General features: G+C 76.9%; 13 protein-coding genes. 8 read left to right on the top strand and 5 right to left on the bottom strand.

Features of this window, described 5'->3' with window-relative positions; translation table 11 throughout:
- Position 1: 1 nt before the first annotated feature.
- Positions 2-6,190: a non-ribosomal peptide synthetase gene (locus G339_RS0111500; protein WP_019631230.1), complete on the bottom strand. Its 6,189-nt coding sequence runs from the start codon at positions 6,188-6,190 to the stop codon at positions 2-4.
- A gap of 232 nt (positions 6,191-6,422) precedes the next feature.
- Between G339_RS0111500 and G339_RS33275 the strand changes: the two genes are divergently transcribed.
- From G339_RS33275 to glnII, 6 genes are all read left to right on the top strand, one after another.
- Entirely contained in the window at positions 6,423-13,400 is a 6,978-nt protein-coding gene (locus G339_RS33275; RefSeq protein ID WP_019631231.1) for an amino acid adenylation domain-containing protein, read from the top strand.
- A 29-nt stretch (positions 13,401-13,429) separates the two neighbouring features.
- The gene (locus tag G339_RS0111510; RefSeq protein WP_019631232.1) at positions 13,430-13,633 is read left to right on the top strand and encodes an MbtH family protein; all 204 of its coding nucleotides are present in this window, start codon (positions 13,430-13,432) and stop codon (positions 13,631-13,633) included.
- A complete protein-coding gene (locus tag G339_RS0111515) occupies positions 13,630-14,583 on the top strand; it encodes an ATP-binding cassette domain-containing protein (RefSeq protein ID WP_019631233.1) in 954 nt (317 codons plus the stop codon). Before G339_RS0111510 ends, G339_RS0111515 begins: the two co-directional genes overlap by 4 nt.
- Positions 14,580-15,359, top strand: coding sequence for an ABC transporter permease (locus tag G339_RS33280; RefSeq protein ID WP_019631234.1), 780 nt, complete (start codon positions 14,580-14,582; stop codon positions 15,357-15,359). Before G339_RS0111515 ends, G339_RS33280 begins: the two co-directional genes overlap by 4 nt.
- A gap of 16 nt (positions 15,360-15,375) precedes the next feature.
- A complete protein-coding gene (locus G339_RS0111525) occupies positions 15,376-16,521 on the top strand; it encodes an acyl-CoA dehydrogenase family protein (protein ID WP_019631235.1) in 1,146 nt (381 codons plus the stop codon).
- Positions 16,522-16,669: 148 nt separating this feature from the next.
- The gene (glnII, locus tag G339_RS0111530; protein WP_019631236.1) at positions 16,670-17,689 is read left to right on the top strand and encodes a glutamine synthetase; all 1,020 of its coding nucleotides are present in this window, start codon (positions 16,670-16,672) and stop codon (positions 17,687-17,689) included.
- A gap of 99 nt (positions 17,690-17,788) precedes the next feature.
- Here glnII and G339_RS0111535 read toward each other — a convergent pair whose 3' ends face one another.
- Positions 17,789-17,977: a hypothetical protein gene (locus G339_RS0111535; protein WP_019631237.1), complete on the bottom strand. Its 189-nt coding sequence runs from the start codon at positions 17,975-17,977 to the stop codon at positions 17,789-17,791.
- Between the two features lie 198 nt (positions 17,978-18,175).
- Between G339_RS0111535 and G339_RS36585 the strand changes: the two genes are divergently transcribed.
- Positions 18,176-18,808 (top strand): hypothetical protein, encoded by a 633-nt coding sequence (locus G339_RS36585; protein ID WP_019631238.1) that lies wholly within the window; start codon positions 18,176-18,178, stop codon positions 18,806-18,808.
- 8 nt (positions 18,809-18,816) lie between these two features.
- On the opposite strand, the gene G339_RS0111545 is transcribed toward G339_RS36585, so the two are convergent.
- From G339_RS0111545 to G339_RS33290, 3 genes are all read right to left on the bottom strand, one after another.
- Positions 18,817-19,644 (bottom strand): hypothetical protein, encoded by an 828-nt coding sequence (locus tag G339_RS0111545; protein ID WP_019631239.1) that lies wholly within the window; start codon positions 19,642-19,644, stop codon positions 18,817-18,819.
- 81 nt (positions 19,645-19,725) lie between these two features.
- Positions 19,726-20,205, bottom strand: coding sequence for a universal stress protein (locus tag G339_RS0111550; RefSeq protein WP_019631240.1), 480 nt, complete (start codon positions 20,203-20,205; stop codon positions 19,726-19,728).
- 56 nt (positions 20,206-20,261) lie between these two features.
- Positions 20,262-22,142, bottom strand: coding sequence for a RelA/SpoT family protein (locus tag G339_RS33290; RefSeq protein WP_084693209.1), 1,881 nt, complete (start codon positions 22,140-22,142; stop codon positions 20,262-20,264).
- 292 nt (positions 22,143-22,434) lie between these two features.
- Between G339_RS33290 and G339_RS33295 the strand changes: the two genes are divergently transcribed.
- Positions 22,435-23,523 (top strand): alpha/beta hydrolase, encoded by a 1,089-nt coding sequence (locus G339_RS33295; protein ID WP_019631241.1) that lies wholly within the window; start codon positions 22,435-22,437, stop codon positions 23,521-23,523.
- The last annotated feature ends 474 nt before the right edge of the window (positions 23,524-23,997 follow it).

Genomic DNA, 23,997 nt, shown 5'->3' on the forward strand with positions numbered 1-23,997 from the left:
GTCAGTCGGCCAGCCCGGCGCCCAGTTCCGACAGTTCCTCGGCGGACAGTTCCAGGAGCGGTTCCGCCGCCGCCGCGTCGGCGACGGCCGCGCGGGCGCGGGCGGCCAGCGCCGCCGGGGTGCGGAGCGCGAACACGTCGCGGCTGGACAGGCCGATGCCCCGGCTGCGGGCGTGGCTGACGAGCCGGATGGCGCGGATGCTGTCGCCGCCCGCGTGGAAGAAGTCGGTGTCGGCCGCCGCCGCGACGCCGAGGATGCGGGCGAACAGGTCCCGCAGGACGCCTTCGACGGCCGCGTCCCCGGGCTCGTGCGGGACGGGCGGGGCGGTGACGACGGGCCGTCGCGGGGCCGTGCCGGGTTCGCCGACGCGCGCCGTCTCGGTGGCGTCGTCGGCGTCCGCGACGTCCGCGAGCAGCCGTTCGAGGCTTCCGCAGATCCGCTCGGCCGCGCGCCGGTCGATGAGGTCGGGCGCGTGGTCGAGGCGCAGGCCGAGCCGTTCGCCCGGCAGGACGGCCAGGCTCAGCGGATAGTGCCGCGCGTCGTTGACCTGCGGATTCTCGACGCGCAGGTCCGCGTCGCCGTCCAGCGACCCCATCGGGAAGTTCTCGAACAGCACGGCCGTGTCGAACAGGTCGCCGCGCGCGCGGACGGCGCGGTGGATCGCGGCGAGGCCCAGATGCTCGTGCGGCGCGAGCGTGCGCTGACGGTCCTGGACGTCGCGCAGCAGCGTCGCGACCGGGACGTCCGGCGGCACCGCGACCCGCAGCGGGATCGTGGTGAGGAACATGCCGACCGCCGTCTCGACGTCCGGCAGCTCCGCGGGCCGGCCCGCGGAAACAACGCCGAACGTCACGTCCGACCGCCCGGTCAACCGGCTCAGCAGGATCGCGAAACAGCCCTGGACGACGGTGTTCAGCGTCAGCCCGCGCGACCGCGCCCACCCGGTGAGCCGCGCCGTGAGGTCGGCGGGCAGGTCGCGGCGCAGCGACTCGGGGAGCACCGGCCGCCGCCCGGCGTCCGGCGGGACGAGCAGCGTCGGCTCCGGGTCGTCGCCCAGCGCGTCCCGGAACGCGGCGGCGGCCGCGTCGCGGTCCCGCGCGGCCAGCCACTCCAGGTAGCGGCGGTGCGGCGCGGCCGGGGGCAGGTCGTCGCCGCGCAGCAGGGCCAGCAGCTCGCCCGCGAGGACGGGCATCGACCACCCGTCCACGGCGATGTGGTGGACGGTCCAGATCAGCCGGTGCCGGTCGGGGCCGGTGCGCGCGAGGACGAACCGCAGCGCGGGCGGCCGGGCCAGGTCGAACGGGCGCAGCCGCTCGGCCGCCGCGAGGTCCGCGAGTTCTGTTTCGTCCGTCGCGTCGGCCTCGCGCCACGGCACCTCGACGCGCTCCGCGACGACCTGCACCGGATCGCCGTCCTCGCGGAGCCGGAAGGACGCCCGCAGCGCGGGATGCCGGGCGGTCAGCGCGGCGGCGGCCGCCCGCAGCGCCGCCGGGTCGAGCGGGCCGACGAGGTCCGCGGTGACCTGGAGCGTGTACGGGTCGAGGTCGCCGGTCCCGGCGTGGAACAGCAGGCCGCGCTGGAGCGGGGTCAGGGGCAGGACGTCGGCCGCGCCGGACGGCTCGCGCGCGTAGGCGTCCAGCTCGTCCTGGCCGACGTCCGCGAGCGGCACGTCGGACGGGCTGAGCCCGCCGCCGCCCCGCCGCACGTGCGCGGCCAGCGCGTCCAGCGCCCGGAACCAGGTGCGGGCCAGATCTTCGGCCGCGGCGTCGGGCACGGCGCGCCCGGCCCAGTTCCAGTGCGCGACGAGGACCGGCCCGTCCGCGCGGTCCTCGGTGACGGGCGTGACGTCCAGCAGGTGCGGCAGCGGCGTCGCCGGGTGCGCCCCGGTGCCGACAACCGGGCCGCCGCCCGCCGCGAGCGTCCAGTCGCCGGTGTCGCGGACGTCGAAGCGCCCCAGGTAGTTGAAGCCGAGCCGCGGCCGGGGGCGGGCCGCGAGGACCGGCGCGGCCTGCGGGTTGAGGTGGCGCAGCAGGCCGTGGCCGACGCCCCGGTCGGGCAGCGCGCGGAGCTGTTCCTTGATCCGCTTGAGCGCGTCGCCGACGGCCGGTCCCGCCGCCCACACGTCGTCCCAGTCGACGTCGCCGGGGTCGAGGCGGACGGGGAACGCGGCGGTGAACCAGCCGACCGTGCGGGCCAGGTCCAGGTCGTCGGTGAGCTGTTCGCGGCCGTGGCCCTCCAGTTCCACGAGGCAGGCGCGGTGCTCCGTCCGGCGGGCGCGCCGCCGCCGGTCCGCGACGGCCAGCGCGAACGCCGTCAGCAGCACGTCGTTGATCTCGGCGTGGAACGCGGCCGGGACCTCGGTGAGCAGCGCGCGCGTCGCCTCGGCGGGGTACTCCAGGCGGAGCGTCCGCAGCGTCGCGTAGGTGTCCGAGTCGGACCGCCAGGGCCGGGGGTCGTCGGCCGTCCGGGCCAGCCAGCCGGGCAGTTCCGCGCCGCGCACCTCGGTGCGGGCCTGGTCGGCCAGGACGCGCGACCAGCGGCGGTAGGACGTCCCGACCGGGTCGAGGCGGACGGCGCGGCCCGCGCGCAGCGCCTCGGCCGCCGCCGCCAGGTCCTCGACCAGGATGCGCCACGACAGGCCGTCGATCGCGAGGTGGTGCGCGACCAGCACGAGCAGGCCCGGCCGGTCGCCGCCGTCGAGGTGGACGGCCTGGAGCATCGTCCCGGCGGCGGGGTCGAGGCGCGCCCGCGCGGCGGCGGCCTGCTGCTCGACCAGCGCGGCCGGGTCCTCGGTGCCGATGCGGACGGTCAGCGGGGCGTCCGACGTTCCGGCCGGTACTTCGGGGCTCCACAGCCCGGCCACGTCCCTCACCCGCATCCGCAGCGCGGCGTGGTGCGCGACGACCGCGCGCAGGGCCGTGTCGAGCAGCGCCGTGCCGATCCCGGCCGGGACGCGCACCGCGACGTGCTGCGAGTACCGGCGGACGGGCCCGTCGATCGGCCCGGCGTCCTCCCGGAGCTGCGCGGCGATCGGCGTCAGCCCGAGCGCGCCGACGCCGTCGTCCTCCACGACCGGCTCCGGGCCGGTGCGGACGGCCAGCGCGGCGAGCGCGGCGGGCGTCTTGGCCGCGAAGACGTCCCGGGTCGTCACCGCGACGCCCCGGCGGCGCGCCCGGCTGACCACCTGGATCGCCAGGATGCTGTCGCCGCCGTGCTCGAAGAAGTCGGTGCCGGGCTGCGCGGGCGCGCCGAGGACTTCGGTGAACAGCGCGCACAGGATCTGCTCGGCGTCGCCGGCCGGGGCTTCCCGGGGCGCGGCCGGGGCGGCGGGGTCGGGGAGGGCCTTGCGGTCCAGCTTGCCGTTGGGGGTGAGCGGCAGCGCGTCCAGCACCGTCCAGACCGACGGGACCATGTACGCGGGCAGCAGCTCGGCCAGCGCGCCGCGCACCCGCTCGGGGTCGGGATCGGGGCCGGTCAGATAGGCGACCAGGCGGGTTCCGCCCGACGCGGCGGGCACGACGCGGGTCGCGGCGTCGGCCACGCCCGGCAGCGAGCGCAGCGCGGTCTCGATCTCGGCCAGCTCGACCCGCCTGCCGTTGATCTTGGTCTGGTGGTCGCGGCGCTCGATGAACTCCAACCGCCCGTCCGCGCGGCGGACCACGCGGTCGCCCGTCCGGTACAGGCGGGTGCCGGGCGGGCCGTACGGGTCGGGCACGAACGCCGCCGCCGTCTTGGCCGGGTCGCGCAGGTAGCCGCCGCCGACACCGGTGCCCGCGACGTACAGTTCGCCCGGAACGCCCGGCGGCACGTGCTGCAGCTCGTCCCCGAGGACGTGCAGTCGCGTGTTGCGGACGGCCGCGCCGATCGGCGTGCGGCGCGTCGGCGGGTCCTCGGCGGTGACGATCCCGTGGGTGACGTCGTCGGAGCACTCGGTCGGGCCGTACGCGTTCATGATCGGGACGTGCGGGTGGAACGCGTGCCAGCGCGGGCACAGCTCCGGCGCGAGCGCCTCGCCGGTCGTCATCAGCCAGCGCAGGTCCGGCAGCGCCACCGGCCCGTTCAGCTCCCAGTCCGCGAGGGTCGCCTTGAGCAGCGACGGGACCAGCTCCAGCACCGTCACCCGCTCGCGGGCGGCGATCCCGAACAGCTCCACCGGGTCCGCCGCCGTCAGGGTGCCGGTGACGCGGACCGTGCCGCCCACCAGCAGCGGCGCGAACATCTGCCAGACCGACACGTCGAAGGTCAGCGGCGCGTTCTGCACGACCGTGTCGGCGGCGGTGAGGCCCAGGTCGTCGACCTTGGCCTGGAGGTGGTTGACCATCCCGCGCCGCCGGACCATCGCGCCCTTGGGCTTGCCCGTGGACCCGGACGTGAACATGACGTAGGCGATGTCGTCCGGCGTCCCCGGGACGGGCCGGTCGTCGGGCACGCCCGTGACCGGGCCGTCCGCGACGAGCACGCCGACCCCGCCCGGATCGACGCCCGGCTCGGCGCGGTCGGTGAGCAGCAGCGCCGCGCCGCTGTCGGCCAGCAGCGCCGCCAGCCGCGCGGGCGGCGACGCGGCGTCCAGCGGCACCCACGCCGCCCCCGCCGACAGGACGGCCAGCGCCGCGCCGATGTACCGGACGCCCGGATCGGCCAGCACCGCCACCAGGTCGCCGTGGCCGACGCCGCGCGCCCGCAGGCGGTCGGCCAGGTCCGCGGTCCATCCGGCCAGGTCGCGGTAGGACGTGCTCCCGTCCGGGTCGGTGACGGCGATCCGGTCGCCGTCGCGCGCGGCGTGCTCGCGCAGGCGCTCGACCACGCCCGGCGGGCCGCCCCCGGCGGCCGTGTCGTTCCACGCGGCGAGCCGCGCGGCCTCGTCCGGCGTGACGATCGGGAGCCGCCCGATCGGCGCGTCCTCGTCCAGGTCCAGCAGCGCGTCGAGCAGGCCGCGCAGCCGGTCGAGGTGCGCGGCCAGCTCGGCGGGCTCGTAGAGGTCGGGATTGCCGTCCAGGTGCAGGTCCACGCCGCCGTCCGCGCGGGTGTGCAGGTTGAAGATCAGGTCGTTGACGATGCCGGTGGACAGGTTCGCCACCACCGCCCGGCACGGCCCGAAGGCCGGCTCGGCGTCCTGGTCGAGGACGTTGACCAGCGGCCCGAACGGCCGCCGGTCGTCGGCGCGCAGGCCCGCGTCGCGGCGGACGCGCTCGCCCCGGTACCGCTGGTGCTCCAGCGCCCCGGACACCGCCGTGTACGCCGAGCGCAGCAGGTCCCGGCGCGTCATGCGCGGCCCGGCCTGGACCCGCAGCGGCAGGTAGTTGGCGACCATGCCGGGGACCGCGCGGGCGCGCGCGCCGACGCGGGCGCTCACCGGCAGCGTCAGCATCGGCTCGTCCGTCCCGGTCATCCGGCCGACGTACGCCGCGACGGCCGCGATCAGCGCGACGGGCAGGGTGGCCCGCGCCCGCCACGCGGTCCGGCCCAGCGCCCGCGCCCGCTCGGGGGGCAGCGACACCGTCCGGCGGACGCGGCCCCGGCAGGGGAGCGGGTCCGCGCCCGACAGGCTCACCAGGTCGGGCGCGGCGGGCATCGTCTCCGACCAGTACGCGCGGTCGCGCCGCTCGGCGGGGGAGCCGGGGTAGGCCAGCTCGTCCTCGACCAGCTCGCGCAGCGGCGGCGGCGCGGTGGCGGCCAGGTCCTCCTCCGGCTCGCCCGCGACCAGCGCGCCGTACACCGCCGCCAGCCGGGGGTGCAGGACCGTGCGGCTGTAGCCGTCCCCGACGATGTGGTGGAAGCACTGGTAGAGCAGGTGGCGGTCCGGGGACAGCCGCAGCAGGGCCGCGCGGAACAGCGGGAAGTCGGTGGTCTTCAGCGGGTCCGCCAGGTCGCGCTCCATCCACGCGCGGGCGGCGGCCTCCGGGTCGTCCGCGCCGCTGACGTCGATCTCCGCGAGCGGCGGTTCCGGGCACGGATGGACGAACTGGCGCGGCTCGCCGTCGCGCTCGGCGAACCGCACGCGCAGCGCGTCCGCCTCCGCGACGACGCGGCGCAGCGCCCGGCGCAGGACCGCCGCGTCCAGCGGGCCGCGCAGGTCGGTGAAGTCGGCCATGTTGTAGGCGGGCGGCTCGGCGGCGATCTGCTCGTCGAACCAGACCTCGGCCTGCGCGCGGGTGAGCGGCAGGCCCACCGCTTCCTCGGCGGTCGTCACGCGAGGTCGACGGAGAAATCGTCGACCGGAAATCCGGCCGGCCCGGAAATGACAGGCACAGATGGCTCCAGGGCGGAAGAGGGAATGGTCGCCACATGATTGCGAGGCCGTCTGATGCGCCGCTGATGGAGCACTGACACCGTTACCGGTCAGCGGGTGGTCAGCGAGTTGTCAGCGGTTGCCGCGACCCTTTCCCCGGGAAACGCCGATCACCCGGGAAAGGGGGCGCGGCATGGGACGGACGGCCGCGGTCAGCGAGGTCCTGCCGCTCGCGCCGCTCCAGCGCGGCCTGCTCTTCCTGGCCGATCTGCACCGCGACGACGTGGACGTCTACACGCTCCAGGCCGTCGCGGACCTGGACGGCGGCCCGAGCGCGGACGCGTGGCGGGCGGCCGCCGGGACGCTGCTGGACCGGCACCCCAACCTCAAGGCGTGCTTCCGCCCCCGCAAGAACGGCGAACCGGTCCAGGTGATCCCCGCGACGGTCGCGGTCCCGTGGCGCGACGAGGACCTGACCGCTCTCCCGGACGCCGAGCGCGAGGCGGCCGCCGACCGGATCGCCCACGAGGAGCGCACCCGCCCGTTCGACCTGGCCCGGCCGCCGCTGACGCGGTTCGCGCTGATCCGCCTCGGCGACGGCCGCAGCAGGCTGGTCTGGACGATCCACCACCTGCTCGTGGACGGCTGGTCGCTGGTGAACGGCGCCGGGGAACTGCTCGCGCTCGCGGCGGGCCGCCCCGCGCCGCCGCCGGGCACGCCGTACGCCGCGCACCTGCGGGCGCTCGCCGGGCGCGACCGGGCCGCCGCCGAGGCGGCGTGGGCCGCCGAGCTGGCCGGGCTCGCCGAACCGACCCGGCTCGTCCCGGCCGCCGAGGGCACGCCCGAACTGCCCGACACGGTCGCCCGGACGCTGCCGCCGCCGACCGCCGCCGCGCTGCACGCGCTGGCCCGCCGCCTGGGCGTCACGGTCGGCACGGTCGTCCAGGCGTGCTGGGCGCTGCTGCTCAGCCGGGCCACCGGGCGGCGGGACGTCGTGTTCGGCACGGTCGTGTCCGGCCGGTCGGAGGAGTTCGCGGACAACGCCGCGATGATCGGCCTGTTCGCCAACACGGTCCCGGTGCGCGCGGACGTCGACTCCGCCGCGTCCCCGGCCGACCTGTGCGCGGCGCTGCACGCGTCCCGGACGCGGCTGCTCCCGCACGACCACCTGGCGCTGGCCGACATCGCGCGAGCCGCCCGCGTGCGCGGCGAGCTGTTCGACACGGTCGTCCTGTTCCAGAACTATCCGATGGACGCGGCGCCGGGTCCGGGCGTCGCGGCGGCGCGCGTCCGCTCGGCCACGCACTATCCGGTGACGCTGACCGTGTTCCCCGGCGAGCCGTTCGAGATCCAGGTCAGTTACGCGCCGGGACGCGTCGGCCGGGCGGCGGCCGAAAGCATCGCGGACCGGTTCGTCCGGATCGTGGAGGCCGTGACCGCCGACCCCGACCGGCCGTGCGGCCGCATCGACCCGCTGCCCGCCGAGGAACGCGACCGGATCATCGTGGACCGCAACCGCACCGGACGCGACTTCGGCGAACCGCCGCTGCCCGCCCTGCTCGCCGCGACCGCCGCCCGCCGCGCCGACGAACCCGCCGTCGTCGGCGAGACCGGCGCGCTCACCTACGGCGAACTGGACGAGCGGTCCCGGCGCGCGGCGGCCGGGCTCCGCCGGGCCGGCGCGGGACCGGGCGCGATCGTCGCCATCGCCCTGCCGCGCACCGCCGACCTCGTCGCCGCCGCCTGCGCGGTCCTGCGCTCGGGCGCGGCCTACCTGCCGCTCGACCCGGCCTATCCGGCCGACCGGATCGCGCACATGCTGGCCGACGCCGCGCCCGTCGCGACCATCACGGACGCGGCGGGCGCGGCGGCCCTGGCCGGGACGCCGACCGGGACCGTCCGGACCCTCGACGAGCTGGCCGCCGGACCGGCCGGACCCGACGGTCCCGAACCGAACCCGGCCGACCCCGCCTACGTCATCTACACGTCCGGATCGACGGGCCGCCCCAAGGGCGTCGCGGTGCCGCACGGCGCGCTCGCCAACCTCGTGCTGGACATGCGGGAGCGGTTCTCGGTCACCGGGGACGACCGGTTCCTCGCCGTCACGACGTTCGGGTTCGACATCGCGAACCTGGAACTGTTCGTGCCGCTGGCGGCCGGTGCCCGGGTCGTCGTCGCCGCGCGCGAGACGGTCGGCGACCCCGCCGCGCTGGCCGCGCTGATCGAGCGGTCCGGCGCGACGCTCATGCAGGCCACGCCGAGCCTGTGGCGGGGCCTGCTCGCGGCCCGGCCCGCCGCGCTGGCCGGGCTGCGCGTCCTGGTCGGCGGCGAGGCGCTGCCCGCGCCGCTGGCGGACGGGCTGCGCGCCGCCGCCCCGGCCGTCACCAACCTCTACGGCCCGACCGAGACGACCGTCTGGTCCACCGCCGCCGACGTCACCGGCACGCCGGACATCGGCCGCCCGATCGCCAACACGCGCGTCCACGTCCTGGACCGGGCGCTGCGCCCCGTGCCGGACGGCGACCCCGGCGAGCTCTACATCGCGGGCGACGGCCTGGCCCTCGGCTACCTCGGCCGCCCCGGCCTGACCGCCGGACGGTTCGTCGCGGACCCCCACGGCCCGCCCGGCGCCCGCATGTACCGCACCGGCGACCTGGCCCGCTGGGACGCGGCGGGCGTCCTGCACTACCTCGGGCGCGCCGACCAGCAGGTGAAGATCCGCGGCCACCGCGTCGAGCCCGGCGAGATCGAGGCCGTGCTGACCGCGCAGCCCGGCGTGGCGCAGGCCGTCGTGACGGCGCGGCCCGGCCCGGACGGCGACGACCGGCTGGTCGCGTACCTCGTCCCGGCGTCGGCGGACACGGCCGCCGCCGCCCGCGGGGCCGCCCGCGTCCTGCCGTCCGCCATGCTGCCCGCCGCCTACGTGCCGCTGGACGAGCTGCCCCGCACGCCCAACGGCAAGATCGACCGCGCGGCCCTGCCCGAGCCCGGCCCGCGCCGCGCCGGCCGCCCCGCCCGGGACGACCGCGAGCGGCGGCTGTGCGCGATCGTCGCGGACGTGCTCGGCCTGCCGGAGATCGGCGCCGACGACGACTTCTTCGCCCTCGGCGGCCACTCGCTGTCGGCCGTCCGCGCCGTCAACCGGGTCCGCGCCGACCTCGGCGTCCGGCTGTCCGTCCGGGACCTGTTGGAGGCCCGGACGGTCGAGGCGCTGGCGACCCGGCTCGCCGCCGACGAAGCGCCGCCGCTCGTCCCGCGCGGCGGCGGCGACCGGCCGCCCCTGTCGCACGCGCAGCGGCGGCTGTGGTTCATCGAACGCCTCGGCGTCCCCGGCGGCCTCTACACGATCCCCGTCGCGGTCCGCCTGACCGGCGCGCTCGACGCCGACGCCCTGCGCGCCGCCCTGCACGACGCGGCCGTCCGGCACGACACCCTGCGGACCGTCTTCGAGGCGGGCGAGGACGGCGAACCCCGGCAGCGCGTCCTCGCCCCCGCCGAGACGCCCGCCGACCTGCCCGTCCAGGACGTCGCGGAGGCGGACCTGCCCGGGGCGCTCGCCGCCGAGGCCGCCCGCGGCTTCGACCTCGCGGCGCGTCCGCCGGTGCGCGCCCGGCTGTTCCGGCTCCGTCCGGACGAGCACGTCCTGCTGCTCGCCGTCCACCACATCGCGGGCGACCGGTGGTCGATGGAACCGCTGGCGCGCGACGTCCTCACCGCGTACGCCGCCCGGCTCGCGGGCCGCGCGCCCGCCGCGCCGCCGCCGCCCGTCCGGTACGCCGACTACGCCGTCTGGCAGCACGCCGCCCTCGGCGCGCCCGACGACCCCGGCGGCGTCCTCGCCCGCGGGCTCGCCCACTGGACGCGCGTGCTCGCCGGAGCCCCCGCGCACCTCGCGCTGCCGTTCGACCGGCCCCGCCCGGCACGCGCCACGCACCGCGGCGCCACCCTGGACGTCGCCGCCCCCGCCGGGCTCCGCGCCGCGCTGGCCGACCGGTCCGCCGCCTGGGGCGCCACCCCGTTCATGATCGTCCACGCCGCGCTCGCCGCCGCGCTGACCCGGCTCGGCGCGGGGACGGACCTGCCGATCGGCAGCCCCGTCGCGGGCCGCGCCGACCAGGCGCTCACCGACCTCGTCGGCATGTTCGTCAACACGCTCGTGCTGCGCGCCGACACCTCCGGCGACCCGGCGTTCCGCACGCTCGTCGACCGCGTGAAGGACGTCGCGCTGACCGCCTACGAACACCAGGACGTGCCGTTCGACCTGCTGGTCGAGGCGCTGAACCCCGAGCGGTCGGCGGCCCGGCACCCGCTGTTCCAGGTCATGCTCGCGTTCGAGGAACCCGTCCCGATGCCGCCCGCGCCGGACGGGCTGACGCTCTCGCCCGAACGCGTCGACACCGGCACCGCCAAGGTCGACCTGGGCTTCCTGTTCGAGGAGCGCGACGACGCCGGGCTGGTGCTGGCCGTCGAGTACGCCGCCGACCTGTTCGACGCGGGCACCGTCCGCCGGATCGCCGGGGCCTACCTGCGGCTGCTGGCCGACGCGCTCGCCCGCCCGGACGCGCCGATCGGGGACCTCGACGTCCTCACCCCGGCCGAGCGCGACGCCGTCCTCGCCCACGGCACCGACCTGCGCGCGACCGAGGACGGTACCGTCATCGAGCTGTTCGACCGGCAGGTCGCGCGGAAACCCGACGCCGTCGCCGTCAGCCATCCCGGCGGCGACCTCACCTACGCAGAACTGGACCGCCGCGCCGACCGGCTCGCCCGCGCCCTCGCGGCGCGCGGCATCGGCCGCGGCGACCGGATCGGCCTGCTGCTGGAGCGCGGACCCGACGCGGCCGCGGCCTTCGTCGCCGCCGCCCGGCTCGGCGCGGCCTACGTGCCCGTCGATCCCGCCCAGCCCCGCGACCGGATCGCGTACATGCTCGCGAACGCGGGCGTCCGGCACGCCGTCGTGCGGGACGGCCTCGCCGGGCTGCTCCCGGACGGGATCACGCCGCTGCCCGCCGCCGACCCCGGCGACGCCCCGCCGCTCCCGCCCCGCACACCGCCCGGCCCCGACGACCCGCTCTACGTCATCTACACCTCGGGCTCCACCGGACGGCCCAAGGGCGCCGTCGTCCCGCACCGCGCGGTCGTCCGGCTGGCCGCCGGCATGGACGATCCGCCGATCACCGGCGACGACACCACCCTGTTCTTCGCGCCCGTCGCCTTCGACGCCTCCACCCTCGAGCTGTGGATACCGCTCATGTGCGGCGCGCGCGTCGCCGTGTTCCCGCCCGGCCCGCCCGAGCCGCGCGCGCTCGGGGCGTTCCTCGCCCGCGAGCGCGTCACCGTCGCGTTCCTGACGACGCAGTTCGCCAACCTGGTGATCGACACCGACCCGCGGCTGCTCGCCCCGCTCCGCGCGCTGGTCATCGGCGGCGAGGCCGCGTCGCCCGCGCACGTCCGGCGGTTCCGCGCGGCGCTGCCGGACGTGTCCCTGCACAACGGCTACGGCCCGACCGAGGCGACGGTGTTCGCCGTCATGCACCGGTGCGCGGGGACCGAGCGGCACACCGTCCCCATCGGCCGCCCGATCGGCGACACGGCCGCGCTGATCCTCGACGCGCGCCTGCGGCCGGTGCCGCCCGGCGTCACCGGCGAGCTGTACCTGGGCGGGCCCCGGCTCGCGCACGGCTACGCGGCCCGCCCGGACCTCACCGCGCAGCGGTTCGTCGCCTCGCCGTACGGGCCGCCCGGCAGCCGCATGTACCGCACCGGCGACCTGTGCCGGTGGGACGCCGAGGGCCGCATGGTCTACGTCGGGCGCACCGACGACCAGGTCAAGATCCGCGGGTTCCGCGTCGAGCCCGGCGAGATCGAGCAGGCGCTGACCGCCCATCCCGGCGTGGCGCGGGCGGCGGCCGTCGTCCGGGAGGACCGGCCCGGCGACAGGCGGCTCGTCGCGTACGTCGTCCCGACACGCGACGGCGCTGACGGCCTGCGCGCGTACGCCCGCGCCGCCCTGCCGCCGTACATGGTCCCGGCCGCGTTCGTCATGCTCGACGCGCTCCCGCTCACGCCCAACGGCAAACTCGACGCGGCGGCGCTGCCCCCGGCCGACGCCGCGACCGCCGCGCCGGGCCGCCCCGCGGAAACCCCCGACGAACGCCTCCTGTGCCGGATCTTCGGCGACCTGCTCGGCACCGGTCCGGTCGGCGCGGACGAGAACTTCTTCGAGATCGGCGGCGACAGCCTCAAGGCCGTCCGGGCGGTCGACCTGGCCGCCGAGGCGGGCCTGCGGGTGGACCTCGCGGACGTCTTCCGCTGCCAGACCGCCGAAGCCCTCGCCGCGACGGGCCGGACCGTGCGCGCCGACCACCGGCGGCTCGCCGAACGGGCCGCCGGCCTGGACCTGTTCGCCCCGGTCCTGCCGATCCGCCCGGCCGGGGACGCCCGCCCGCTGTTCTGCGTCCACGGCGGCCTCGGGTTCGCGCTGCCGTTCGCCGCGCTCGCCGAGCACGTCGATCCGTCGATCCCCGTCTACGGGCTCCAGGCGCGCGGCCTCGACACGGCCGCCGACCTGCCCGGATCGCTCTCCGAGATCGCCGCCGAATACGTGGCGCGCGTCCGGGAGATCCAGCCGGACGGCCCGTACCGGCTGCTCGGCTGGTCCTTCGGCGGGACCGTCGTCCACGAGATGGCGGTCCTGCTGGAGGCGGCGGGCGAGACCGTCGAACTGCTGGCCAACCTCGACAGCCATCCGGGCCTCGCCGACCGGGCCGCCGCCGACGACCGGTCGATCCTCGCCGAGATCCTGGAGGAGACCGGCCACGACCCCGCCGAGGTCCCCGAACCGACCGTCGAGGCCGTCGCGGCGGTGCTGCGGCGGTCCGGGGGCGTCCTCGCCGGGTTCGACGAGCCGACGCTGGCGCGGCTGCTGCGCGTCACCCGCAACCACGTCGGGCTGTTCCGCGCGTTCACGCCCGGCCGCACCCGCGCCGCGCTGACGCTGTTCACCGCCGCCGCGGGCCTGGACGACGCCGCCTGCGCCGTCCGCGCCAAGGCGTGGGAGGCGCACGCGTCGTCCGTCACCGCGCACCGCGTGGACTGCGAGCACCAGGACATGCTGCGGCCCGGCCCGGCCGCCGCCGTCGGGGCCGCCGTCACCCGCGCCCTGCGCTGACCCGCCCACCCGAACCGGAGGTTCAAACCGTGGCCGACCCTTTCGACGACGACGCGGGCGTGTACCTGGTGCTCGTCAACGACGCGGGCGAGCACAGCCTGTGGCCCGAGTTCGCCGCGATCCCCGCCGGGTGGACGCCCGTGTACGGGCCGGGGCCGCGCGACGGCGCGCTCGCCTACGTCGAGGAGCACTGGCGGGACCTGACGCCCGCGGGCCTGCGCGGCGCGCCGTGACCGCCGCGATCCGCGCCGAGGGCCTGCGCAAAGCGTTCGGCGGCCGCCCGGTGCTGCGGGGCGTCGACCTGGAGGCCCCCGCCGGGACCGTCCTCGGCGTCCTCGGCCCCAACGGCGCGGGCAAGACGACGACCGTCCGCATCCTGACGACGCTGCTGGCCGCCGACGCGGGCCGCGCCAGCGTCGCCGGGTTCGACGTCGCCGCCCGGGGCCGCGAGGTCCGCCGCCGGATCGGGCTGACCGGCCAGTCCACCGCCGTCGACGGCCTGCTCACCGCCCGCGAGAACCTCGCCCTGATCGGGCGGCTGCTGCGGCTCGGCCGCGCGGGCACCCGCCGCCGCGTGGACGCCCTGCTGGACCGCTTCGGCCTCGCCGCCGCCGCCGACCTGCCCGCCGCGACGCTCTCCGGCGGCCTGCGCCGCCGCCTCGACCTCGCCGCGTGCGTCCTCGGCGAACCGGCCGTGCTGTTCCTGGACGAGCCCACGACGGGTCTGGACCCGGTCAGCCGCACGGTCCTGTGGGACCTCGTCCGCGACCTGGTCGGCGGCGGCGCCACCGTCCTGCTCACCACCCAGTACCTGGAGGAGGCCGACGCGCTCGCCGACCGGATCGCGGTCGTCGACGCGGGCCGCGTCATCGCCGAGGGCACCCCCGCCGCGCTCAAGCGCAAGGCCGGGCGGGACCGGCTGGAGGTCGTGCTGGCCCGGCCCGCCGAGACCGCCGAGACGGCGCGGCTGCTGACCCGGCTCGCCGGCCACCCGGCGCGCCCCGACCCGGACCGCGCCGCCGTCGCCGTCCCGCTGCCCGGCGGCCTGGACGACCTCGCGCGCGTCGCCGCCGGCCTGTCCGCGGCGGGCGTGGCCGTCACCGACTTCACCCTGCACCGGCCGACGCTCGACGACGTGTTCTTCGCCCTCACCGGGGCCGGGGAAGCGGAGCCCGCCGCGTGACCGCCGCCCTCGTCGGCTACCTCGCCGACACCCGCGTCCTCGCGGGCCGCCACCTGCTGCACCTGCGCCGGACGCCCGGACGGCTCGTGCTCATGACCCTCAACCCGCTCGTCATGCTGCTCGCGCTCGGCTACCTGTTCCGGCACGCGATCACCGTGCCCGGCGGCCGGTACGAGGAGTACGTCCTGGCGGGCGTCGGCGCGCAGGTCGGCCTCGCCCAGATCGGGCCGACCGCGATCGGCGTCGCCGCCGACCTGCGCGGCGGCGTCACCGACCGGTTCCGCGCGATGCCGGTCCCGCTCGGCGCGGTCCTGCTCGGCCGGACGCTGAGCGACCTGGCCGTCGCCGCGGTGAGCCTCGCCGCCGTCGCCGGGCTCGGCGCGCTGCTCGGCTGGCGCCCGCACCACGGCCCGGCCGCGACCGCCGCGGGCTTCGCCGTGCTGCTCGCGTTCTGCTACGCGATGGCGTGGGCGGGCGTGCTGCTCGGGACGCTCGTCCGCGACGCCGAGACGCTGGACTCGGTCGGCGCGCTGATCCTCGTGGTGTTCGGGTTCCTGTCGAACGCGTTCCTGGCGGCGTCCTCGCTGCCGGGCTGGCTGCGGCCGGTCGCCGAATGGAACCCGGTCAGCTCCGTCGTGGGGCTCTGCCGCCGCCTGTGGGGCAACGCGGCGGCGGGGCAGAGCACCGGCGCGGCCGGGGCCACCGCCGCCGCCGTCCTGCTCGCCCTGCTGGCCGCCGCCGTCGTCCTCAGCCTGCGCGCGCTGCGCGGCCGCTGACCCGGAAGGAGACGCCGTGCCCAGGACCATCTTCGAGGACGACCACGAGGCGCTGCGCGCGACGGCCCGGACGTTCGCCGAACGCGTCCTCGCCCCCGGCCTCGACCGGTTCGCCGCCGAGGGCGGCATCGACCGCGACGTCTGGCGGGAGGCCGGACGGCTCGGCCTGCTCGGCCTGGAGGTCCCCGAGCGGTACGGGGGAGCGGGCGCGGGCGACTACCGGTTCAACGCGGTCGTCGCCGAGGAGTTCGCGGCGGTGTCGCTCGGCGCGGCGTCCTCGTGGGGCGTCCACGCCGACGTCTGCGCGCCCTACCTCGTCCGCCTCACCAGCGACGAGCAGCGCGCCCGGTGGCTGCCGGGCGTCTGCTCGGGCGAGCTGTGGACGGCCGTCGCGATGACCGAGCCGTCCGGCGGCTCCGACCTCTCGGCCCTGCGCACCACGGCGGTCCGGGACGGCGGCGACTGGGTGCTCAACGGCGCGAAGACGTTCATCACCAACGGCCGGTCCGCGGACCTCGTCATCGTCGCCGCCCGCACCGACCCGGCCGCGGGCGCGTTCGGCATCTCCCTCTTCGCCGTCGAGGCCGGAACCCCCGGCTTCGAGCGCGGCGCCCCGCTCGACAAGATCGGCCAGCACGAGTCCGACACCGCCGAACTGTTCTTCGCCGACGCCCGCGTGCCGGGCGCGAACCTGATCGGCCGCCCCGGCAAGGGCTTCCCGTACCTGATGCGGATGCTCCCGCAGGAGCGGCTGGGCTCGGCCGTCGTCAACCTCGCGCACGCCGCCCGCGTCCTGGACGGCACCCTCGCGCACGCGCGCGCCCGCGAGGCGTTCGGGAAGCCGATCGGCTCGCTGCAGCACAACAAGTTCGTCCTGGCCGACCTCGCCACGAGTCTGGACGTCGCCCGCGCCTACGTGGACCACTGCATCACGCTGCACCGCGCCGGCGCGATGTCCGCCGTCGACGCCGCCAAGGCCAAGTGGTGGACCGCCGAGACGCAGAACCGGATCGTCGACGCCTGCCTCCAGCTCCACGGCGGCTACGGCTACATGGCCGAGTCCGCGGTGGCCCGCGCCTGGACGGCCGCGCGCGTCACCAAGATCTGGGCCGGTGCGAACGAGGTCATGAAAGATCTCATCGGCGCTGACCTGGGCCTGTGACCCGTGCTGTGATGCGGGTCTCAACGAAAAGGGCAGGTCATGCCCGGATTAACATGTCGTTCACAAATGGGCAACAGGTGTGAAATCGCGGCTTGTCAGTCTCTTCTCGGCCACTACCGCCAGGCCGGCAGGACGAAGGGAACCGACGTTGAGCTACAAGGCCGAGTACATCTGGATCGACGGCACCGAGCCCACGGCCCGGCTGCGCTCCAAGACGAGGGTCCTCCCCGACGGCGCCGACCTGCCGGACTGGGGCTTCGACGGTTCCAGCACCAACCAGGCCCCCGGCGACCACTCCGACTGCGTCCTCAAGCCGGTCTTCTCCTGCCCGGACCCGCTGCGCGGCGGCGACCACAAGCTCGTGCTCTGCGAGGTGTACCTGGTCGACGGCACCCCGCACGAGACCAACAACCGCGCCAGGCTGCGCCCGGTCGCCGAGAAGTACGCCGACCAGGACTCCTGGTTCGGCATCGAGCAGGAGTACACCTTCTTCCAGGCGGGCCGCCCGCTCGGCTTCCCCGAGACCGGCTTCCCCGCCCCGCAGGGCCCGTACTACTGCGGCGTCGGCGCGGACGAGGTGTTCGGCCGCGACATCGTCGAGGCCCACCTGGACGCGTGCATGACCGCCGGCATCAAGGTCTCCGGCATCAACGCCGAGGTCATGCCCGGCCAGTGGGAGTTCCAGATCGGCCCGGCGGGCCCGCTGGAGGTCGCGGACCACCTGTGGGTCGCCCGGTGGCTGCTCTACCGCATCGCCGAGGACTTCGACGTCGCCGCCAGCATCGACCCCAAGCCGGTCAAGGGCGACTGGAACGGCGCGGGCGCGCACACCAACTTCTCCACCAAGGCGATGCGCGAGAACTACGACGCGATCATCACCGCCTGCGAGGCGCTCGGCGCGCCCGGCAAGGTCGAGGAGCACATCGAGGGGTACGGCCACGGCATCGCGGACCGCCTCACCGGGCAGCACGAGACCGCGCCCTACGACGTCTACAGCTACGGCGTCTCGAACCGCGGCGCGTCGGTGCGCATCCCGTGGCAGGTCGAGGTGGACAAGAAGGGCTACATCGAGGACCGCCGCCCGAACGCCAACATCGACCCGTACAACGTCACGCGCCTGCTGGTGAACACCTGCTGCGGCGCGCTGGAGAAGGCCGGCCAGGTCTGACCCGGCGACGAACGGTCCGGCCCCGGCGCGGGGGCCGGCGAACGGCCGAGGGGCCGGCCGAAGCACTCGCTTCGGTCCGGCCCCTCGGCCGTTTCGCGCTCAGCCCGGCGCGGCCGCCGCGCCGCGCGGCTCCCCGTCCTCGCCGTCGGGGTCCAGGTCGGGCTCCAGCCAGTCGTCGCGCGGCCCGGCCGGCGTCAGCCAGCGCAGGAACCGCCCGAGCGCGGTCGCGGGCCGGTCGTCCTCGGGGTCGGGGGCGGGATCTGGGGGAGGCGGCGCGGAAGAGGGCAAGGGGGTACCGCTTTCAGGTCGTGCCGGGGTTGTCCCTCCACCTTGCCCGCTCGGCCCCCGCCGCGCCACCGGACCCGGCCGTCCGCCGCGCACGTCAGGCGGACGTAACGATCAAATGACGACAAAGAGCGGAACGGGCCACGCGTCCCGCCGCCCGCCCCGGGTACGACAGCCAGCACCGGACCGGGGGGAGGGGTCATGGCCAGCGGCGGACCGGGGTCCTCGTCGGACCCCCATCGTCGGGCGGCGCCGTGGACCGGCCCGCCCGCGTCCTACCGGCGCTCCTACCGCTGCCGCACCGCCCTGGACCGCGGCCCCGACCGGCTCACGCGCCGCTACGAGGACTTCGTCGCCCTCCACCGGGAGCTGGCCGACGAGCCCGAGGTGGACGTCCGCCGCGTCTGGTGGTGCGGGGCCGCGCTCGCCGTCGGCATCGCCGCGCTGGCGGGCTCGGCGGCGTTCCTGCTGCGCGGGCTGCTCGGCGTCGGCGTCCCGGCGTTCCTCGAACCCGAGGCCGGGCCCGGCGCGGCCGGGCTGACCTACGGCGTGTGCGCGGGCGCGGCGACGCTCCAGGCGACCGCGCTCGTCCACGTCCTGGCGGGCACCGCGGACCGGCCGGTGCGGTCGTTCGCGTGGATCGGCGCGATCGTCGTCCTGCTGGTGACGCTGCTGCCGCTGACGCTGCGCGGCCCGCTGGACGCGGTGCTCGCCACGGCCGGGCTCAACCTCGCGGGCGGCACGCTGATCGTCGCGCTGCTGACGGTCTCCGCCGCCGCGTCCCGCCCGTGGCCCGAGCCGCGGCCCCGCCGCCGCAGGCGCCGCCGCCGCTGACGCGCCGGTCAGCCCCGGCCCACCGTGATCGACAGCGGGTCCGGCGCGCGGTTCGAGGCGACCCGCACCGGCCGCAGCCGCCGCCACACCCGCACCGCCACCGCGTCCTCCGGCGCCCCGATGCGCAGCTCGCGGTGCAGGCCCGCGAAGCCGAGGACGAGGAACGCGTCCCACACGCCGCGCGGCAGCGGGTCGTCCACGAACGCCCGCGTCATCGGCACCGACGCGGTGTAGCCGAGGCGCTCGCCCGCCGCGTCCAGCGCCGCGATCACCGCGTAGACGCGGCCGGTGCGGCGCTCGCGCAGCGCCATCGTCGCCGAGACGGGCGTGTCCCCGTCGCCGAGACCGACGCCGACGTGCCCGGCGAGCAGGAGTTCCGCCGACCGGGTGTCCCAGGCCAGCGCCTCGGCGCGCACGGTCCCGGCGGGCCGGGACGCGCCGCCGACGTCCAGCGCGAGCGGCCCGGTGAGGCTGAGGTAGGCGACGACGGTCGTGGAGTCGGGCAGGAACGTCCGCTGCGGCGAGCGGCCCAGCGCCGGGTCGTGTCCGGGGCCGATCGGCAGCGCCTCGCCGCCGACGACCAGGTCGACGTCCCACAGGCCGCCGGGGAGCTGCGCGCCGGCCGCCGCCTCGGTCACCGGGACGGCCGCCTCGAACGTCAGGACGCCGTCGTGCTCCGCCAGGACGGCGGGCAGCACGTGCTCCTCGTCGCCCTCGCGGGCGCACAGCCGCACCACCGCGTCCGGCGGCGGTCCGGCGGCGGGGCCGGGGAGCGTGCCGCCGAGGCGCAGGACCGTCCCGGTCCAGCGCAGTCGGGTGAGGAATGGATTCGGCACCGGCCGCCCCCGTCTCGTTGGTTCCCGCGCCGCCTCACTGTCCAAAATGCCCGGTAAGGCGGTGGTCGAACCGGACGGCCGTCACGGCACCACCGTGACGGGCCAGCGCCCGACCCGGACCAGCCGCACCGCCACCGACCCGACGAGGCGGTGCCCGGCCTGCGTGGACGCGCCCACCACGACCGCGTCGGCGCGCCGCTCGTCGGCGACGCGCGCCAGGACCGTGAACGCGTCGCCCGACTCCACCACCAGCTCGTGCCGCACCGTGGAGTACTCGCGCGCGGCGCGGTCCAGGTCGGCGCGGAGTTCGGCGAGGACCTCCTCGGCGGCCTCGTGCATCGCCGCCGCGCCCCCGGCCGTCAGCGTCGACAGCGACGCGACCGGGACGACGTGGACGATCAGCAGCCGCGCGTCGCTGCGCCGCGCCAGGCCCCACGCGTACGCGGCGGCGCGCAGCGAGGTGTCCGAGCCGTCCACCCCGGCGACGATCACGCGAGGCCCGTCGTGCGGCGGCGGCGCGGGCTCCCGCACGGGCTCCCGCACGGGCCGCTCGTCGGTCATGCGATCAGCCTAGAGCCGGGCGAATCGGACGCGGAAGGCGGGGGAGCGGTTCCGAATCAGCGCGCCGGGAACCGCTCGACGACCGCCGACAGCGGCAGCGACCCGTCCCCCAGCGCCCGGTACAGCGGCCCCGGCTCGGCGTGCCCGAGCGCGCGGGCGACGGCGAGCGCGTCGCCGCGCGCCTCCAGCGCGGCCAGGTCCGCCCACGGCTCGCCCCACAGGTCGGCGCGCGGATCGTCGTACGGATCGGTCCGGACGTCGGCCCGCGCCGCCGGGGCCCGCGCCTCGCGCCGCCGCGCGGGACGGCCCGGCCGCGCCGCCAGCGCGCGCGCCAGCAGCCCCCGCCCCGCCGCCTCCGGCCCGCCGCGCCGCTCGGCGAAGCTGCGCGCCCGCACCCGCGCCGACGCCGTCACCGCGAAGTCCAGCCACTCCGGCGACGGCGCGGCGGACGGGTCGGTGAGCACCCGCACCACCCGGCCCGTCCGGACCTCCGCCGCCAGCGGCACCTGGCGGCCGTTGACCAGCGCGCCGATGCAGTGGTCCCCGGTCGCGGGCCCGAGCGCGTACGCGAAGTCCAGGACGGTCGCGCCCGCGGGCAGCGTCACGATCTGCCCGCACGGCGCGAACACCGCGACGTTGCCGTCCGTCAGCCCGGCCCGCAGCCCCTCCAGGAACCGCTCGGACGGGACGCCCGCCTGCCAGGCCAGCAGCCGCCCCAGCCACTCCAGGTCGCGGCGGCCCGCGACGGCGTCCGCGACGGCGGGCGCGGCGCGGATGTGCGCGATGATCCCGTGCTCGGCCACCGGGTGCATCGCCCGGTTCCGGATGATCACCTCGACCGCGTCGCCGTCCGGGGTGATCACCCGGCTGTGCAGCGACCGGTACAGGTTGTCCTTCGGCGTCGCGATGTGGTCGCGGACCTGCCCGGGGATCGGGTGCAGCGCCGCGTGGACCGCGCCGAGCGCGATGTAGCAGTCCGGCACGCCGCCGTCCACGACGAGCAGCAGCCGCGCCGCCTGGCACGGCCGCAGCCCCGCCAGGTCGCCGCCCGACGCCTGGTGGACGGCGTACAGGTGCGAGTGCCGCACGGTCACCCGGCCCCGCACGCCGTGCCCGGCCAGCGCCGACCGGACGCGCGCCAGCGCCGGGCCGAACACCGCGCCCGCGTCCCGCAGCGCCGCCCGGACTGCCCGGTCCGTCGCGGCGTGCGCGGCCGGGTCGGCGGCGGCGAACGCCAGGTCGTCCATCTCCCGGCGGAAGACGTGGATGCCGAGCCGCTCGGCGAACGGCACGTACAGCTCCCGCGACGCGCGCGCGATCCGGGCGCGCTTGTGCGGCGGCTGGTGGCCGAGGGTGCGCAGGTTGTGCAGCCGGTCGGCGAGCTTGATGACCAGGACCCGCAGGTCGGCCGCCGCCGCCAGGACGATCTTGCGGTACGTCTCGGCCTCGGCGCGCTCGCCCCAGCGGCGGCCGTCGAGCTTGGTGACGCCGTCCACCAGCACCGCGACCTCGTCGCCGAACTCGTCGCGCAGCTCGGCGAGCGTGTACGGGGTGTCCTCGACGGTGTCGTGCAGCAGCGCCGCGACGAGCGTGGTGGTGTCCAGGCCGAGGTCCGCGAGGATCGCGGCGACGGCCAGCGGGTGGGTGATGAACGGCTCGCCGGACCGGCGGAGCTGGCCGCGGTGCATCCGCTCGGCGACGGCGTGCGCGCGGGCGAGTCGGGCCAGGTCGGCGCCGGGCCGGGCGGCGCGGTGCGCGGCCAGCAGCGGCGCGGGGTCGGCGGGGTCGGGGGTCTCGGGGGCGGGGGCCGGGGGCGGGACGGGCGCGCGGCCCGGTCCGGTGCCGCGCCCCGCGGGGCGGCCGTGCGGCCCCTGGCGGGACTCGTGGTCGTGTTCTGGTCGGTGCCCGGGTTCCGCCGCCGGATCGAGGATCGTCATCGCACCCGCCTGACCGCCGCTCCGCGGCACCGTCGCCACGGACTGTCACCGTCAGTATGCGGGACGTGGCCGCCGCGGCGCAGGGGTCCGGGTGAATGACCGCCGGGTCGGCGGACGAGGCGCGCGCGGGTCGGCCCGGCGCGCCGATGTCAAGACTAATTAACACGCCCTTCACGGGCCGGTGATTTCTCGGGCCCCGTGACCAGGGTAGGAATGTTCCAAGGGTCCGGCCGACCGGGTTTGGTCAACCGTCCCCGCGTCCGGTCGCCGAATGGAGACGGATAATACCGAAATGATTCACTCCCCCCGGACCCTGCGCACCGCCGCCGCCAACGTCGCCCACAAGGTCCTCTACGGCCGCCTGGCCGACCTCCGCCCGATGCCGGCCGCCCTGGTCGACGACGGGCCGAAACGATCGGTCTACCGGTACCGGCCGCCCCGGGGGGTCGTGCCGGCCGGACCGCCGGTGCTCCTCGTCCCGCCGCTCGCCGCGCCCGCCCGCTGCTACGACCTGCGCCGCGGCTGCAGCCTCGCCGAGCACCTCGTCGGCGCGGGCCGGCTCAGCTACCTCCTGGACTACGGGCCGATCGACCGCGACGACCGCGACCTGGGCTTCGACGAGTGGGTCGGGGAGGTGCTGCCCGCCGCGATCCGGACCGTCAGCGCCGACGCGGGCGGGCAGCCCGTCCAACTCGTCGGCTGGTGCCTGGGCGGGATCTTCGCGCTCCTGGCGGCCGCCGCCGACCCGTCGCTGCCGATCGCCTCGATCGCCGCCGTCGCGACGCCCGTGGACACCTCCGCCGTCCGCTTCGTCCCCCCGCTGCGGCCCCTCGCCCGCATCGCCGGGGGAGCGCCCACCGGGGTCGTGAACGCGCTGTTCGGCGGCATCCCCCAGCCGGTCGTGAAACGCGCGTACCAGCTCGTCGGGATCGACAAGTACGTGCTGCGCCCTTACAAGATGCTGACCAACATTGACAACGCCGAGTTCTTGGCGCAGGTCGAAGCGGTCGACCATTTCACGAATTCGATGCTGGCCTATCCGGGGCGGACCGCCGACCAGATTTACCGGCGGCTGCTGCGCGACAACGCCCTCACCGGCGAGGGCGTCGAAATCCAGGGCCGCGCGGTCGCCCTCGACGGGGTGCGCGTGCCCGTCCTCGCCGTCGCGGGCAGCGGCGACGCGGTGGCCCCCGTCGCGTCCGTCCACCCGCTCACCCGGCTCCTCGTCAACGCGCCCGAGGTCCGCTTCGCCATCGCCTCCGGCGGCCACCTCGGCGTCCTCACCGGCCGCTCCGCCCGCCGCACCACCTGGGCCCACCTCGACCGCTGGCTCGACCAGGGCACCCTCCGCCACGGCAACCGCACGAGGGCGGTGAGCTAAAAGAACCTCCAGCGCCCGGCCGCTCGCCTGGCGGCTCGCGGCCGCGCGCGGGCGGGTCGTGCGTCGTCTGCGGGTTCGCGTCCCGCGATCTCCTGGCCGTGTGTGCGGTCAGGCCGTGCGCCGCCTTTGGGTCGCCGCCTGTGATCTGCTGGTGGCCGTGCGCGCGGGGCAGGCCGTGCGCCACCTGGGGTTTGCGCCTTGCGCCCTCTTGGTGGTCGTGCGCGCGGGCGGGTCGTGCGTCGGCTCCAGCCTCGCGCCGTGGGGTCTGCGCGTGGGGCGGTCGACGTCGCTTCTGCTCCTCACGGCCGGGCGCTGAGGCGCAACGCGTGCGCCGCCGGGACGTCGCGGCGGCGCGCGCGGGATGCCCCCCCGTGGTGTCCGCCCTGACCGGGCGGGTGGTGCCGCGTTCACGCCCGTGCCGTCGGACACGGCGTGTCGGGGCGGTTTCCGCTCGGTGACTGAACGTAGTCTTGC

The organism is Actinomadura atramentaria DSM 43919, from assembly GCF_000381885.1.
GTDB classification, from domain to species: Bacteria; Actinomycetota; Actinomycetes; order Streptosporangiales; family Streptosporangiaceae; genus Spirillospora; species Spirillospora atramentaria.

Bases quoted from the DNA above. Each gene is read 5' to 3' on its own strand.
- G339_RS33275 (WP_019631231.1), top strand. From the start codon at position 6,423: ATGGGACGGACGGCCGCGGTCAGCGAGGTCCTGCCGCTCGCGCCGCTC.
- G339_RS33295 (WP_019631241.1), top strand. From the start codon at position 22,435: ATGATTCACTCCCCCCGGACCCTGCGCACCGCCGCCGCCAACGTCGCC.
- G339_RS36585 (WP_019631238.1), top strand. From the start codon at position 18,176: ATGGCCAGCGGCGGACCGGGGTCCTCGTCGGACCCCCATCGTCGGGCG.
- G339_RS33290 (WP_084693209.1), bottom strand. From the start codon at position 22,142: ATGACGATCCTCGATCCGGCGGCGGAACCCGGGCACCGACCAGAACAC.
- G339_RS0111550 (WP_019631240.1), bottom strand. From the start codon at position 20,205: ATGACCGACGAGCGGCCCGTGCGGGAGCCCGTGCGGGAGCCCGCGCCG.